Source organism: Vibrio tetraodonis (assembly GCF_003350295.1).
GTDB lineage: Bacteria > Pseudomonadota > Gammaproteobacteria > Enterobacterales > Vibrionaceae > Vibrio > Vibrio tetraodonis.
In genome coordinates, this window is the sequence record NZ_QLYY01000016.1 from 48,568 (window position 1) to 63,952 (window position 15,385).

At 44.5% G+C, this 15,385-nt stretch carries 15 protein-coding genes; 9 read left to right on the top strand and 6 right to left on the bottom strand.

Annotated features, from left to right (window positions below; translation table 11 throughout):
- Positions 1-77 precede the first annotated feature (77 nt).
- The 4 genes from sucA to sucD all read left to right on the top strand — a co-directional run bounded on the left by sucA (position 78) and on the right by sucD (position 6,380).
- On the top strand, positions 78-2,903 hold the full coding sequence (sucA, locus tag DPF90_RS12300; RefSeq protein WP_114786638.1) for a 2-oxoglutarate dehydrogenase E1 component: 2,826 nt from the start codon (positions 78-80) through the stop codon (positions 2,901-2,903).
- A gap of 28 nt (positions 2,904-2,931) precedes the next feature.
- Positions 2,932-4,140 carry a 2-oxoglutarate dehydrogenase complex dihydrolipoyllysine-residue succinyltransferase gene (gene odhB / locus DPF90_RS12305; protein ID WP_114786639.1) on the top strand — a complete coding sequence of 403 codons (1,209 nt, stop codon included), beginning with the start codon at positions 2,932-2,934 and terminating at the stop codon, positions 4,138-4,140.
- A 201-nt stretch (positions 4,141-4,341) separates the two neighbouring features.
- The gene (gene sucC / locus DPF90_RS12310; RefSeq protein ID WP_114786640.1) at positions 4,342-5,508 is read left to right on the top strand and encodes an ADP-forming succinate--CoA ligase subunit beta; all 1,167 of its coding nucleotides are present in this window, start codon (positions 4,342-4,344) and stop codon (positions 5,506-5,508) included.
- Positions 5,508-6,380, top strand: a complete 873-nt coding sequence (gene sucD / locus DPF90_RS12315) for a succinate--CoA ligase subunit alpha (protein WP_006881309.1) — start codon at positions 5,508-5,510, stop codon at positions 6,378-6,380. Before sucC ends, sucD begins: the two co-directional genes overlap by 1 nt.
- A gap of 73 nt (positions 6,381-6,453) precedes the next feature.
- Here the strand turns inward: sucD and DPF90_RS12320 are convergent, their stop codons facing one another.
- Entirely contained in the window at positions 6,454-6,741 is a 288-nt protein-coding gene (locus DPF90_RS12320) for a hypothetical protein (protein WP_114786641.1), read from the bottom strand.
- Positions 6,742-7,274: 533 nt separating this feature from the next.
- Here DPF90_RS12320 and DPF90_RS12325 point away from each other — a divergent pair.
- Positions 7,275-7,790: a GNAT family N-acetyltransferase gene (locus tag DPF90_RS12325; protein ID WP_114786642.1), complete on the top strand. Its 516-nt coding sequence runs from the start codon at positions 7,275-7,277 to the stop codon at positions 7,788-7,790.
- On the opposite strand, the gene DPF90_RS12330 is transcribed toward DPF90_RS12325, so the two are convergent.
- Positions 7,738-8,037, bottom strand: coding sequence for a DUF3301 domain-containing protein (locus tag DPF90_RS12330; protein ID WP_114786643.1), 300 nt, complete (start codon positions 8,035-8,037; stop codon positions 7,738-7,740). The two genes, DPF90_RS12325 and DPF90_RS12330, sit on opposite strands and share 53 nt — an antisense overlap.
- Positions 8,038-8,040: 3 nt before the next feature.
- Positions 8,041-9,078 carry a DUF3549 family protein gene (locus DPF90_RS12335; RefSeq protein ID WP_114786644.1) on the bottom strand — a complete coding sequence of 346 codons (1,038 nt, stop codon included), beginning with the start codon at positions 9,076-9,078 and terminating at the stop codon, positions 8,041-8,043.
- A 76-nt stretch (positions 9,079-9,154) separates the two neighbouring features.
- Here DPF90_RS12335 and DPF90_RS12340 point away from each other — a divergent pair, with 76 nt between their 5' ends.
- Positions 9,155-9,469, top strand: a complete 315-nt coding sequence (locus DPF90_RS12340; protein WP_114786645.1) for a YqcC family protein — start codon at positions 9,155-9,157, stop codon at positions 9,467-9,469.
- Positions 9,469-10,185, top strand: a complete 717-nt coding sequence (gene truC / locus DPF90_RS12345; protein WP_114786647.1) for a tRNA pseudouridine(65) synthase TruC — start codon at positions 9,469-9,471, stop codon at positions 10,183-10,185. The genes DPF90_RS12340 and truC overlap by 1 nt, the downstream gene beginning before the upstream one ends.
- A gap of 49 nt (positions 10,186-10,234) precedes the next feature.
- Here the strand turns inward: truC and dxs are convergent, their stop codons facing one another.
- From dxs to xseB, 3 genes are read right to left on the bottom strand one after another with little or no spacing between them, the layout of a single operon-like run.
- A complete protein-coding gene (dxs, locus tag DPF90_RS12350) occupies positions 10,235-12,100 on the bottom strand; it encodes a 1-deoxy-D-xylulose-5-phosphate synthase (protein ID WP_114786648.1) in 1,866 nt (621 codons plus the stop codon).
- A 17-nt stretch (positions 12,101-12,117) separates the two neighbouring features.
- Complete coding sequence (ispA, locus tag DPF90_RS12355; RefSeq protein WP_114786649.1) at positions 12,118-13,002, bottom strand: (2E,6E)-farnesyl diphosphate synthase; 885 nt, start codon at positions 13,000-13,002, stop codon at positions 12,118-12,120.
- A 23-nt stretch (positions 13,003-13,025) separates the two neighbouring features.
- Complete coding sequence (gene xseB / locus DPF90_RS12360; RefSeq protein WP_114786650.1) at positions 13,026-13,271, bottom strand: exodeoxyribonuclease VII small subunit; 246 nt, start codon at positions 13,269-13,271, stop codon at positions 13,026-13,028.
- A 266-nt stretch (positions 13,272-13,537) separates the two neighbouring features.
- Here xseB and pomA point away from each other — a divergent pair, with 266 nt between their 5' ends.
- Positions 13,538-14,302 carry a flagellar motor protein PomA gene (gene pomA / locus DPF90_RS12365; protein ID WP_114786651.1) on the top strand — a complete coding sequence of 255 codons (765 nt, stop codon included), beginning with the start codon at positions 13,538-13,540 and terminating at the stop codon, positions 14,300-14,302.
- Between the two features lie 10 nt (positions 14,303-14,312).
- On the top strand, positions 14,313-15,266 hold the full coding sequence (locus DPF90_RS12370) for a flagellar motor protein MotB (protein WP_114786653.1): 954 nt from the start codon (positions 14,313-14,315) through the stop codon (positions 15,264-15,266).
- Positions 15,267-15,385: the final 119 nt, after the last annotated feature.

A 15,385-nucleotide genomic window follows, 5' to 3' on the forward strand; every position in this document is an offset into this window, starting at 1 on the left:
CAGCTACCTTGGTAGCTGGCTTTCTATAGCTCGGCATAGACCGAAGCAAACGTGAAAACTACTGGTTAAGGGAAAATATGCACAACGGCGTGATGAAGGCATGGCTCGAGTCTTCACACTTGGCTGGCGCCAATGCAACTTATGTAGAAGATCTCTACGAACTGTATCTAAGTGATCCCGACCTGGTAAGTGAGGAGTGGAAACGTGTATTTGAAGGTTTGCCCAAGCCTTCAGAAGAGGTGAAAGAACAGCCTCATTCACGTATCCGTGACTACTTCCGGCGTCTCGCTCAAGAAACAAAGCATTACAATGTCCAAGTTAGTGACCCAGATGTCGACGCAAAACAAGTAAAAGTTCTCCAGCTGATTAATGCCTACCGCTTTCGCGGTCATGAAGCAGCGAAACTTGATCCTCTCGGTTTATGGCAACGCCCTACGGTGGTGGAGCTAGACCCCACATTCCATAATCTCACCGAAGAAGACTTTGAAGAGTCGTTCAATGTTGGCTCCTTTGCAATTGGTCAAGAGACTATGTTGCTTAAGGATATCCACTCAGCCTTGAACAAAATTTATTGTGGTTCTGTTGGTGCAGAATATATGCACATGACAAACACTGAGCAAAAGCGCTGGATTCAACAGCGACTAGAGTCAGTTGTTGGTCAACCATCATTCTCGAAACGAGAAAAGCAAGAGTTCTTGGAAGAGCTGACTGCAGCGGAAGGACTGGAACGCTATCTTGGGGCCAAGTTCCCGGGGGCTAAACGCTTTTCTCTCGAAGGTGGTGACGCGCTCATCCCTATGATGAAGGAACTCATTAGGCACGCTGGTAAAAATGGTATGCGTGAAGTTGTCGTGGGTATGGCGCACCGTGGCCGATTGAATATGTTGGTCAATGTGCTCGGTAAAAAGCCTCAAGATCTGTTCGACGAGTTTGCCGGCAAGCATGATGAAACTTGGGGCACGGGTGACGTTAAATATCACCAAGGTTTTTCCGCTGATTTCTCAACGCCAGGTGGTGATGTTCACCTAGTACTAGCATTTAACCCTTCCCACTTAGAAATTGTTAACCCAGTGGTCATAGGGTCTGTTCGTGCGCGTCAGGATCGTTTAGGTGACACTGAGGGAAGCACAGTACTTCCGATTACTATTCATGGTGATTCGGCGATTGCGGGACAGGGTGTTGTTGCTGAGACTTTCAACATGTCTCAGTCTCGAGGTTACCGGGTTGGTGGTACTGTACGTATTGTTGTGAACAATCAAGTCGGCTTCACAACGTCCAATCCAAATGATACCCGTTCGACAATGTACTGTACGGATATCGCCAAGATGGTTCAGGCGCCGATTTTTCATGTTAATGCAGATGATCCCGAAGCGGTCGCGTTTGTCACACGTATTGCATTGGATTATCGAAACGAGTTCAAACGAGATGTTGTGATTGATTTGGTATGTTATCGCCGACATGGTCACAATGAAGCAGATGAGCCAAATGCAACTCAGCCTTTGATGTACCAAAAGATCAAAAAGCACCCTACACCCCGTAAGCTGTATGCTGATGTTTTGATTGAACGCGGCGAGTTCGGTATTGATACTGCAACTCAGCTGGTTAATGAGTACCGTGATGCGCTTGACCGTGGTGAAGTCGTTGTAAAAGAATGGCGACCTATGGCACTGCATTCTGTCGATTGGGCCCCATACATTGGGCACGATTGGGATGCTGCGTGGGATAGTACCTACAGCAAGGAGCGTCTTGTTGAACTAGGACAACGCATTTGCCAGTACCCAGATAGCCACAGGCTACAAAGCCGAGTCAACAAGCTCTACAACGACCGTATGTCAATGATGGGCGGCGAAAAAGCACTAGATTGGGGTATGGCAGAAACCTTAGCATATGCAACCTTGGTTGACGATGGTAAGCGTATCCGTATTTCTGGTCAGGACTCTGGGCGTGGTACCTTCTTCCACCGCCACTCAGTGCTCCACAATCAGACAGATGCAAGTACCTTCATACCTCTCGCAAATGTACATGATAAACAAGGTCCGTTCGAAGTCTACGACTCTGTTTTATCAGAAGAAGCTGTTCTCGCATTTGAGTATGGCTACGCTACGGCAGAGCCAGGTGGTCTTACCATTTGGGAAGCTCAATTTGGTGATTTTGCTAATGGAGCTCAAGTAGTTATAGACCAATTCATTTCGTCAGGTGAGCAGAAGTGGGCACGTTTATGTGGTTTAACTATGTTGCTTCCTCATGGTTATGAAGGGCAAGGTCCTGAGCATTCATCAGCTCGCTTAGAACGTTACTTGCAGTTGTGCGCTGAACAAAACATGCAGGTTGTTGTTCCTTCAACGCCAGCTCAGGTTTATCACATGATAAGACGTCAAGTGGTAAGGCCAATGCGCAGACCTCTTATAGTTATGTCACCTAAATCACTGTTGAGACACCCTCTGTGTACATCGACTCTCGACGAGTTAGCCGAAGGCACTTTCCAACCCGCCATTGCTGAAATCGACAATTTAGATCCTAGCAAAGTAGAGCGAGTGGTCTTTTGTTCAGGGAAAGTTTACTTTGACTTGCTAGAACAGCGTCGAAGCAATGAGCAGGAAGATGTTGCCATCGTGCGTATTGAGCAGCTTTATCCCTTCCCACTGGAAGAAGTCAAAGCGGCGATCGAACAGTACACAAATGTGAAAGATTGCGTTTGGTGCCAGGAAGAGCCTCAAAACCAGGGCGCTTGGTATAGTAGTCAGCATAACTTCCGCATGGCAATTCCTGCTGGAGCGGATCTCAAGTACGCAGGTAGAGCAGCGTCTGCTTCGCCAGCGGTTGGCTACATGTCCGTACATTTAAAACAGCAGAAAGCGCTAGTTGAAGATGCGCTTACCGTTAATACAACAACTTCGAACTAAGAACTAGAAGTGAAAGGAAGAAACAGATATGACAATTGAAATTCTGGTTCCAGATTTACCTGAATCTGTTGCAGACGCGACAGTCGCAACATGGCACAAAAAACCAGGTGACGCAGTGGAGCGTGACGAAGTACTGGTTGATATTGAAACGGACAAAGTAGTCTTGGAAGTACCAGCACCTGAAGCTGGTGTTCTTGAAGCGATAATTGAAGAAGAGGGAGCAACCGTTCTTTCCAAGCAACTTATTGCTAAGCTCAACCCAGGTGCCGTTGCTGGCGAGCCAACACCAGATAAAACGGAGGCTGCTGAAGCCTCTCCTGATAAGCGTCACACCGCCTCTCTTACTGAAGAGACGAGCGACGCTCTAAGCCCAGCAGTGCGCCGTCTATTAGCTGAGCACAGCTTAGACGCAGGTCAAGTAAAGGGCACAGGTGTGGGTGGTCGTATTACTCGTGAAGACATCGAGGCTCACCTAGCTAATGCTAAATCTGCCCCAGCGACAGCTGCATCACCAAGTGTTGATGCTCCAGCGGCTGCTCGTAGTCAGAAGCGTGTACCTATGACACGTTTGCGTAAGACAGTGGCTAATCGTCTGCTTGAGGCGAAAAACAGCACTGCTATGTTGACGACGTTTAATGAAGTCAACATGAAGCCTATTATGGACCTACGTAAGCAATACAAAGATCAGTTCGAAGAGCGTCATGGTATTCGTCTCGGTTTCATGTCTTTCTATGTTAAAGCGGTTACTGAAGCCCTAAAACGTTTCCCAGAGGTCAATGCGTCGATAGATGGTGACGATATTGTTTATCATAACTATTTCGACATTAGCATGGCAGTTTCTACACCGCGCGGTTTGGTTACTCCTGTGCTTAAGGACTGTGACACGTTAGGTTTTTCTGAGATTGAAAAAGGCATAAAAGAGCTAGCTATTAAAGGTCGCGACGGAAAACTTACTGTTGATGAATTAATGGGCGGTAACTTCACAATCACGAACGGTGGTGTGTTTGGTTCATTAATGTCTACCCCTATCATCAACCCACCTCAATCTGCAATTCTTGGTATGCACAAAATCCAAGATCGCCCTATGGCTGTGGATGGAAAGGTTGAAATCTTGCCTATGATGTACCTTGCCCTTTCTTACGATCACCGTCTAATTGATGGTCGAGAGTCAGTGGGTTTCTTGGTAACGATCAAAGAGCTCCTTGAAGATCCTGCACGTCTACTTCTTGACGTATAGTTAACTCTTACCGCTGATTGAATGTTTTAATTCAGTGGTAATGGTTTTTAAAAGGCGGAACAGGTTCAGCGTTCCGCCTTCATTTGAATCGTTACATTATTAGCGGTTTACTTGAGAAGACCCTACAGACGTTTGTGTCAACAGATGTAAACGTCATGGACATAATAAACCCCTCCAAGGGAAAATAAGCGGAATAACAAAATGAATTTGCATGAATATCAAGCCAAACAGCTGTTTGCAGAATTCGGTTTGCCTGTGCCTGAAGGCTATGCATGTGACACTCCTCAGCAAGCTTTCGAAGCGGCGGGAAGAATAAACACAGAGAAGAAAGTCGTTAAATGTCAGGTACACGCAGGTGGACGTGGTAAAGCTGGTGGTGTTGAATTACATGACACAAAAGATGGCGTTAAGGAGTTTGCGCAGAAGTGGTTAGGCCAAAACTTAGTCACTTATCAAACAGATGCTAACGGTCAGCCAGTGACCAAGATACTTGTTGAAGAAGCGTCAAATATTGCTAATGAGCTGTACTTAGGCGCAGTTGTTGACCGTGCAACTCGCAAGATCGTGTTTATGGCTTCAACGGAAGGTGGCGTCGAAATCGAAAAAGTGGCGGAAGAAACTCCGGAGCTTATTCATAAAGCTGCCATTGACCCACTTGTTGGCCCTCAGGCATACCAAGGCCGCGAACTAGCATTCAAACTAGGTCTATCGGGTGATCAGATCAAGCAGTTTGTTAAGATCTTTATGGGACTGGGTACCATGTTTGCACAGTACGATCTTGCTTTACTTGAGATAAACCCTTTAGTTGTAACAGGCGAAGGTAACCTACTTTGTCTAGACGGCAAGATCAACATTGATTCTAATGCTCTTTACCGTCAGCCTAAATTGCGTGAAATGCACGATCCTTCACAAGAGGATGAGCGCGAAGCACACGCTGCTCAGTGGGAACTGAATTACGTAGCACTAGACGGTAATGTAGGTTGTATGGTTAATGGTGCTGGTCTTGCTATGGGTACCATGGATATTGTAAATCTACACGGCGGTAAACCAGCTAACTTCCTTGACGTAGGTGGCGGCGCAACCAAAGAGCGCGTAGCAGAAGCATTCAAGATCATCCTTTCTGATGACAATGTAAAAGCAGTACTAGTTAACATCTTTGGTGGCATCGTCCGTTGTGACATGATCGCTGAAGGTATTATCGGTGCAGTTAAAGAGGTAGGCGTAAGCGTACCAGTCGTTGTTCGTCTAGAAGGTACTAACGCTGACCTAGGTCGCGAAGTTCTTGCTAATTCTGATGTTGATATCATTGCAGCTGAGTCGCTAACTGACGCAGCTAAGAAAGTTGTTGCTGCTGCGGAGGGCAAATAATGTCTGTACTAATTAATAAAGACACCAAAGTAATCTGTCAGGGTTTCACTGGTGGCCAAGGTACTTTCCACTCTGAGCAAGCTATCGCATACGGTACACAGATGGTTGGTGGTGTTTCTCCAGGTAAAGGTGGTCAAACTCACCTAGGTCTCCCTGTATTCAACACAGTACGTGAAGCCGTAGAAGCGACTGGTGCAACAGCGACAGTTATCTACGTACCGGCGCCTTTCTGTAAAGATGCAATCCTGGAAGCGATTGATGCGGGCATCGAGCTTATCGTAACCATCACTGAAGGTATCCCTACTACAGATATGATCGACGTGAAAGTTAAGTTAGAAGAAACTGGCGTTCGCATGATCGGTCCTAACTGCCCAGGTCTAATCACGCCAGATGAATGTAAGATTGGTATTATGCCTGGTCATATCCATAAAAAAGGTAAAGTAGGTATCGTATCTCGCTCTGGTACACTTACATACGAAGCCGTTAAGCAGACGACAGATGAAGGTTTCGGTCAGTCTACTTGTGTTGGTATTGGTGGAGACCCAATTCCAGGTTCAAACTTCATTGATATCCTTAAGCTGTTCCAAGAAGACCCTGAAACTGAAGCCATCGTAATGATTGGTGAAATCGGTGGTACTGCTGAGGAAGAAGCGGCTGCATTTATCAAAGAGAACGTCACTAAGCCAGTTGTTTCTTACATTGCTGGTGTTACGGCTCCTCCAGGTAAGCGCATGGGCCACGCTGGTGCGATTATCTCTGGTGGTAAAGGTACAGCGGAAGATAAGTTTGCAGCTCTAGAAGCAGCAGGCGTTAAGACGGTTAAGTCTCTAGCTGATATCGGTAAAGGTCTACGTGAAGTAACTGGCTGGTAATCTACTTTTTAAAGTACCGTGTAAGGCTTGGCATATTGCTGAGCCTTTTTTATATCTATATTGAACCTAAAAGTTAACCTTGAGAAAATTTCTTTTCTAGTTTATCGAGTCTCATCGTTAGGTCTGTGATTTGTTTTTCTAACTTAGCGATTTTCTCATCGCTGTTAACCTCTTTCGCTGCAACTTCTACCTTTGGGACATGCTTTGAATGCTTCCAGTCTTTTATCACTTTTATTAAAGCAGGGATAGGAACAGGTGTATTCAAACGAGCTCTGACAAGTGCCACCGTCGGATCTTTTCCTTCTGACTGGATTTGCTGTAAAACTTCAGTTAACTCATGGCTAACATCCTGAGTAAGCATAGGTTCTCCTCGGCTCTTGGTGTATCTTAATCATACTTAAACTCACCCCCTAATGCGAATAGAAAACACTTACCTCTCTTGTAAGAGATCTCTTATAGTCCTCGTGAGATAAAATTTAGTTTTATCATTAGTGGGAGGTGTGGATGTTTTTAAGTGTTTGATTATTAAGTTTTTAAATTTTTTGTTTGCTGGGAGCTTTAGTAGTAAAGTGATTTCTTACATTGTTTATATTACGGAATCTTATATAGTGTGTCTGTCGCTAGGGCACTGATACTTAAAATAAAAAATGGAAGCTCACCAGCATTCAGCACAGTGTATCTTGGTGACTAGGCAGTAAAACTAGGCACACAGCCAATAAGATGTAATGCATCAAGGATGTATTGGTTTAGTCATGATTTAAACTAACAACGTCAAAAAGTAATAACTTACAACAATAAATATTTTAGTTGGTATGACTTTCGGCCTTATTTCTCTTCTCGAGGAATTAAAGTGCCCCCTGCTATGTAGGGGGCACGCTGTCAATAGGTGGGGCCATGATTATTGCAACTCGTCGAACTTTACTTATTCCCTACAATGAATCTCTACAATCAGAGTTTTTAATGCTGAGTTACTGTGTCAGGCACTCTAATAAACGAGAAGCTTTACATACTGTATCTTCTGCTAAACGCTTATTCCAACGTATTCTCTATGACCCGAGCATATACTCCCTTGCTGTTCTTAATAATCGCTCACGAGACTATATCGGTCATGTATTTATTCATGATTTAGATAGACAACCAGAATTAGGCTTTATGTTTGATAAAGCCTATTGGGGAAAAGGGGTGGCAAGTGAAGTGATCGGGGCTTTCTTACCCAAAGCATTAACGGATTTAAAACTGCCGCAAGTGAGCGCCAAAGTAGATAGTTGTGATATCCCCGCCATCCGGGTTTTGGAGAAGCTAGGCTTTGAACAACAAGGCAATATTTATCCTGACATATTGCATTTCCGTTATGTATTCACATTCGATGAGGAGGAACTTTCACTCGTATCAAGCTCAAGCCACGCATAATCAATTGTCCTTGATAGCAGTCATCACCAAGTGAAGAAAATTCAAATTGATAAATAGAGTGCCAATACCAGCGGCCATCAGGCATTCTAGCACTGTGCTTCTTTAGCGCGATATTCAGTAGTTGCAAATCAAGTTGCTTACATTTTTTAGCTGCAATTACTTTAGCTAATTCAGCTTGCCGTCTCTGTTGCCAGAAAACAAAAGCGATAAAAAATAGGGCCAATATGGCAAACAGATTCCCAATCATTAACTAGCCTTTTGTTGCTTGCTGGAGATGAGCTAGCGCATTTGCCAGCTCTGGAGATGGTGTTGAGTGCAGCAAGGGCAGTAATACCATTCTCAGCTCAGGTAACATGACTAGGTCAGCAAATAACTGATTAAATAATGCTTGATTACCCGTTTGTGCCAACCTCAGTAAAAATTGTTCCGCCAAGCCATGGTTTGTCAATATGTGCCAGCAGCGTCCCGCGATTCCAATGAGCACTTCTTGGTGACTTAAACGCGCCGATGAAAGGACTTCCTGAACCACAGGGTACAAATACTGGTCATCTGCACCTGAGAGTGCACGGGTCAACGCACCAATCAGGAAAATGTCTGGACATTGTTGATTGATTTTCTCGAAGGCAAATTCTTTTAGCCGATCTGCTAGTTTATTTGGCAGGTAGGAGTGCTCAAGAGCGCCAAGTAGAGCGTATAAAGGTTCGTTTGGTACTTGCTTGATTGCTTTGCGTACATACACGCCGTTCTGTTCTTCGCTTAGGCGCGCACAAATATCGGTGACACCTTGTAGCCCAACAGTTTGCCACTTGTTCCATCCAAGTTCGCCTGAGAAGTAGCACTGTGCATGTTCATAATATTGACTGCAAGGGAGAGATAGCAAAGCTCGAATCTGGCTATGGAATACAGCCATTTTGTCTTCCGCAGGCTTGAAGGTATAGGGATTATTGGCCAATTTTTGCTGTTGTTCTTGCGTCATCTCTTTATTGATACGAGTTCCCATGGCTTCGATGACGTATTTAAGAAAATTTCCTACATCTGCTTGCTTAAGGAGTCCTCGCTCATCTAATTCAAACTTTAAGAACCAGATCCATGGTTGTTTGTTTTCATTCCAGTAACAAATTGCGAGATGAGCTTTGCGTTGTAACGGGTAAGGGTAGGGCTGAAGGCCATGCTCGACATCTGAAAAAGTCTTATTATCAATGTGTTTTATACGACGTCCAAGGTCGTACACCTGATATTGGCAATCGCTTTGGATCAGAAGTTGGCTGAGTGTGTGAATCGTGGCCATTGATTAATAGTCCTAACAAAATTTCTTATATAGATGGTATTCTTGAGCTTAATTTCAAGGTTTACACATATGTTTTATGGCAAATAATCAGCAAATGAAGGTGTTTTTGGAGCAACTTACCGAACAAATGAGGGGCTTGCAGTTATGGCAGTCTATAAGACCGAATGAACACCTGTTAGAGAGCAATCAGCCATTTGCGGTCGATACGTTACAACCGCATGAATGGCTACAATGGATTTTTATTCCCAAGATGACAGATTTAATTGAAAGACAGATGCCCTTACCTAAAGGTTTCTGCTTAGCCCCTTATTTTGAACAGTGCTGGAAGAATAATAACGATTATCAGAGCTTAATTGATTTGATTAAGGCGATTGATGAGGCTTGCGCTTGATGTTGGATATTGTTTTTCGTGATGAATATTTTGTAGCCGTTAACAAGCCTGCCGGCATGCTTGTTCACCGTAGTTGGCTTGATAAGCATGAAACTCAGTTTGTAATGCAAACTTTGCGTGACCAAATCGGGCAGCATGTTTTTCCGCTCCATCGTCTCGACAGGCCAACATCAGGCGTATTAATTTTTGCACTATCGAGTGAAGTGGCTTCTCAAGTGATGCCTATGTTTGCTAATCATGAAATGAATAAAACTTATCATGCGATTGTTCGCGGTTGGATAGAAGAATCTGGGCGTTTAGATTATGACTTGAAGGTTGAACTGGATAAGATAGCGGATAAACATGCTGAACAAGAAAAAGAACCACAGCAAGCGATTACCGAGTATCGACCTATCGAAAAAATAGAGATTCCTCTTTCTACAGGGCGGTTTCCGACTACTCGATACTGTTTGATGGAGTTAAAGCCCTTAACAGGGAGAAAACATCAACTCAGAAGGCATATGGCTCATCTCCGTCATCCTATTGTGGGAGATACTACACATGGGGATGGAAAACACAACAAACTATTCAGAGAAGTATACGACTCTCATCGATTACTTCTTCATGCATCACAATTAGAATTTATTCATCCATATTCAAACGAATACATTTCTATTCATGCAAAAGTCGATCAAACTTGGCTGAGAATATATGAAGAGTTTGGCTGGAAGATTTAAAAAGTAGGCTGAAAGCCCTCCTTTTGAGGGCTTCAATATTGTTCGATGCTTATTTGGCCAAATAGGCTTGTATTGATTCCTCAATGCCTTTTGCGTCTAACCCTAGCTCGGCATATAGTTCCTGTTGGGTTCCCTGTGCAATAAACTTATCTGGCAAACCTAAATTCAGAACTGGTTTTATAAGCTTCTCTTGCATCATAAACTCGACAACACCAGCGCCAGCGCCGCCTGCAATGGCATTTTCTTCTATTGTGACAATCACATCATGCTCATCAATCAGCTTTCTTACCAGATCGCCATCTAAAGGTTTAACGAAGCGCATATCAGCTAGCGTAGCGCCAAGGCTTTCAGCGGCATGTCGAGCGTTATCCAAGAAAGTACCGAAGTTGAGGATAGCAACTTTTTTACCCTCGTGAATTACGCGACCCTTACCTAATGGTATCGCTGTGAACTCTTTATCAACTTCTGCTCCAACACCTGCTCCTCTCGGGTATCGCACAGCACTTGGGCCTTGGTGTTTATGCCCCGTATAGAGCATCTGGCGGCATTCGTTTTCGTCACTTGGTGTCATGATGATCATATTGGGGATACAGCGCATAAAGCTCAAATCGAAAGCCCCTTGGTGTGTTTGACCATCAGCACCGACTAAGCCAGCTCTATCAATAGCGAACATGACAGGCAAATTCATAATAGCAACGTCATGTATGAGTTGATCATAGCCACGTTGTAAGAATGTTGAATATATCGCGACTATCGGATGGTTGCCACCAATCGCCATACCAGCGGCTAGAGTAACGGCATGCTGCTCTGCAATCGCAACATCAAAATATTGCTCTGGAAACTCTTTTGAAAAACGCACCATCCCCGAACCTTCTCTCATTGCCGGAGTGATGGCCATTAGTTTGGGATCTTGGGCAGCCATATCACACAAGAAGTCGCCAAAAATGTTTGAAAAAGTTGGCTGACTTCCTTTCGTTTTGGGCAGAGTAGTATGGTTAGGGTCAAACTTAGGGACAGCATGATATCCAATTGGATCTTTTTCAGCTTGCTCGTAGCCTTTTCCTTTCTTGGTCATGATGTGCAAAAATTGCGGTCCCTTAAGCTCGCGCATATTGCTTAGTGTTTTGACCAACTCGCAGACATCATGTCCATCGACAGGACCAATGTAGTTAAAGCCGAGTTCTTCAAATAGAGTGCCAGGTACCACCATGCCTTTAAGGTGTTCTTCCGTTCTTCGAACTAGCTCTTTGATAGGCGGGACACCCGAAAGAACTTTTTTTCCTCCTTCGCGTATGGAAGTGTATAAGCTACCAGATAATACTTGAGCCAAATGGTTATTGAGCGCACCAACATTTTCTGATATCGACATTTCATTATCGTTGAGAACGACCAGCATATCTGAATGTACGTCACCAGCATGATTCATGGCTTCAAAAGCCATGCCTGCTGTAATAGCACCATCACCAATCACACTGACAACCTTGCGGTTTTTATCTTCTTTTTCGGCGCAAATTGCCATGCCTAATGCGGCGCTAATCGAGGTAGAAGAGTGACCAACAGACAAGGTGTCGTATTCACTTTCTTCTCGCCAAGGGAAAGGGTGTAATCCTCCTTTTTGGCGAATGCTTGGCAGTTTATCTCTGCGGCCAGTGAGAATTTTATGTGGGTAGGCTTGATGGCCGACATCCCAGACAAGTTGGTCAAATGGGGTATTATAGACATAATGCAGTGCTACGGTTAGCTCTACGGTTCCTAGACCTGATGCAAGGTGGCCGCTTGATTGACTAACAGAATTTAGCAAGTAAGTGCGCAATTCGTCACATAACTTAGGCAGCGCTTCTTTTGGAAGGCTACGTAATTCATCCGGTGTGTTGGCTAATGCCAGTGTTGGATATTTAGAAATATCAAGAGTCATATATAGGCGCTTATTGTTTAGTTCTTGCGCTCGATGACATATCGGGCGAACTCTTCGAGTAATCTAGTATTGTATGGTATTGTTTCCAATGCTTGAAGGGCTTCTTTTAAAAGAGTGTGAGCTTTGTTAACTGCACCATCTAAACCCAGAAGTGCAGGGTAGGTACTCTTTTCCAACGCTTGGTCAGAACCTTGAGGTTTGCCGAGCGTTTTGGTGTCACTGGTGATATCTAAAATATCGTCTTGAACCTGAAAGGCAAGGCCAATAGCATTCGCGTATTTATCTAACTGAGGTAAAACCGCCTCGCCTTTAGAGCCAGCTGACAGAGCGCCCAAACGTACCGCACATTTTAATAGTGCACCCGTCTTATTGCGGTGAATGGTCTCCAGTTCTTCTAATGAAACATCGCGCCCTTCAGCGGCCAAATCCAGTGCTTGACCTAAACACATGCCATTTGCACCTGAAGCTTCGGCTAACGCTTTGATCATTTTGATGCGGTTTGGTTCTGCTTGTGCGCTTAAATGTCCATTGGCAAGAATGGTGAATGCCAAAGTTTGTAGAGCATCGCCCGTTAAAATTGCAGTCGATTCATCAAACTTGATGTGGCAGGTTGGCTGCCCTCGCCTTAGTTCGTCGTTATCCATAGCGGGTAAGTCATCATGGATAAGTGAATAGGCGTGTATGCATTCAACGGAACACGCAGGAGCATCGAGTTCATCAAGTTGGCATCCAAGCATTTGGCCAGTAATGTAAACTAAAAATGGCCGAGCACGTTTACCACCGAGCAGTAAACCATAATGCATGGCTTCTATCAGCGGTTGCCCTGAATGAGGACATTGACCAAGCCAATGCTCTAATTGTTGATTATTTCTTTTTTGTAAAGAGGTTAACGCCTCATGCATAAGAGCAACTCTTCTTCTGGTGATTATTCTGACTGGGGTGATTTGAACTCCGTAAGAGGAGCACTATCATCATTATTAAGTAAAATACTCACTCTTTGCTCAGCGTCATTCAACTTGGCTTGCCCTTCACGAGCAAGAGTCACGCCGCGTTCAAACTTTTTCAGAGCATCTTCAAGGGCTAGGTCGCCTTTTTCAAGGTGTTCGACAATCAAATCTAACTCCTCAATGGCCGCTTCAAAGGACATGTTTTCTGGTTTCTTGCTCGCCATAGCATTATCTACATTTTGGAAGATGCACGAAAGTTACATTAGGAGGTGGTCATGGTCAAATTTAACCAAGGAAAATTGATCGAAAAAGCGAATGTGGGTGTCTATTATTGTGGTTGTAAGACTGCATCCTGAGAGATGTGCTGTTTACTATGCGGCGATAAGATCTATAGTTGTGTGAGAGCAGTACCAATAAAAGACTAAAGATCTGAAGGTGTTGCCGATATAATTTATCAGAGGCTTATAAAAGATAGCATGAGGAGTGCTTTGTGGATTTAGCAACACTGCTAGGACTCATTGGAGGCTTTGCCTTTGTCATCATGGCGATGATATTGGGTGGAAGCATCATGATGTTCGTTGATGTTACCTCGATTCTTATCGTAGTGGGTGGCTCGACATTCGTTGTGCTGATGAAATTTACTATGGGGCAGTTTTTTGGAGCGGGCAAAGTTGCTGGTAAGGCTTTCATGTTTAAGGCCGATGAGCCTGAAGACCTAATCGCTAAAGTGGTCGAAATGGCTGATGCTGCGCGTAAAGGTGGCTTTCTGGCACTAGAAGAGATGGAAATTACCAACAACTTCATGCAAAAAGGAATAGACCTGCTTGTTGATGGCCATGACGCTGATGTGGTGCGCGCTGCTTTGCAAAAAGATATTGTCCTGACTGATGAGCGACATGAATTCGGTACCAGCGTATTCAGAGCCTTTGGAGACGTAGCTCCAGCGATGGGCATGATTGGTACTTTGGTTGGTTTGGTTGCTATGCTCTCAAACATGGATGATCCTAAAGCGATCGGTCCCGCAATGGCCGTCGCACTATTGACGACGCTCTATGGAGCGATACTCTCCAACATGGTCTTTTTCCCTATTGCCGATAAACTCTCACTGCGTCGGGAACAAGAAAAGCTTAACCGCCGCTTAATTATGGATGGCGTGCTAGCGATTCAAGATGGACAAAACCCTCGAGTTATTGATGGGTATCTAAAAAATTACCTGAATGAAGGTAAGCGTGTTCTCGATGTAGATTCAGAGTAAGGAAACCGCTATGGATGATGAAGAAGGTTGTAAATGTCCTCCTCCCGGGTTGCCGCTTTGGATGGGAACGTTTGCTGACTTAATGTCACTTTTGATGTGTTTCTTTGTACTTCTGCTTTCGTTCTCAGAAATGGATGTGTTGAAATTTAAACAGATCGCGGGCTCTATGAAGTTTGCTTTTGGTGTTCAAAACCGACTGGAAGTCAAAGATATTCCCAAAGGCACGAGTATCATCGCCCAAGAATTTCGCCCAGGGCGTCCTGAGCCCACGCCTATCGATGTCATCATGCAGCAGACAATAGACATAACCCAACAAACTTTGGAGTTTCAAGAAGGAGAATCCGACAGAGCGGGTGGTACCCAAAAAGACGAGGGTAAGCAGACGGGGGGGAAATCGCCAGATACCTCGACTCAAGACAGTCAAAACGCTGAGTCTGAAAGTCAGCAACAGCAGTCAGCAGAAATGTCACAAGAGCTTGAAACATTGATGGAGAGCATCAAGAAAGCTTTGGAGCGTGAGATTGATGAAGGGGCGATTGAGATAGAAAATCTTGGCCAACAGATCGATATTCGAATTAGGGAAAAAGGCGCTTTTCCCCAAGGTTCGGCATTTCTTCAACCTAAATTCAGACCACTAGTGCGTCAAATCGCGGATTTAGTTAAGGACGTTCCCGGCATCATCAGAGTGTCAGGTCATACGGATAATCAGCCTTTAGACTCTGAGCTATATCGCTCAAATTGGGATCTCTCTTCGCAGAGAGCCGTGTCTGTTGCTCAAGAAATGGAAAAGGTGCGAGGCTTCTCACATCAACGTCTTCAAGTTCGAGGTATGGCAGATACTCAACCACTTGGGCCGAATGATACCGAAGCTCAGCGCTCGCGAAACCGGCGTGTAGAAATCAGTATTATGCAAGGAGAGGCGCTATTGAGCGATGAGGTTCCTACATTACCTAACTCCAACTAAATCACGAGGCGAGCTAAGTGCTCGCCTTTTTTATGGCCTATGGTTCATGTATAATCTTGCGCCTTTGGAGTATAGCTTCCGTAAACTACTATAAGAAGCTAGTAGTAAAGTCTCCAATT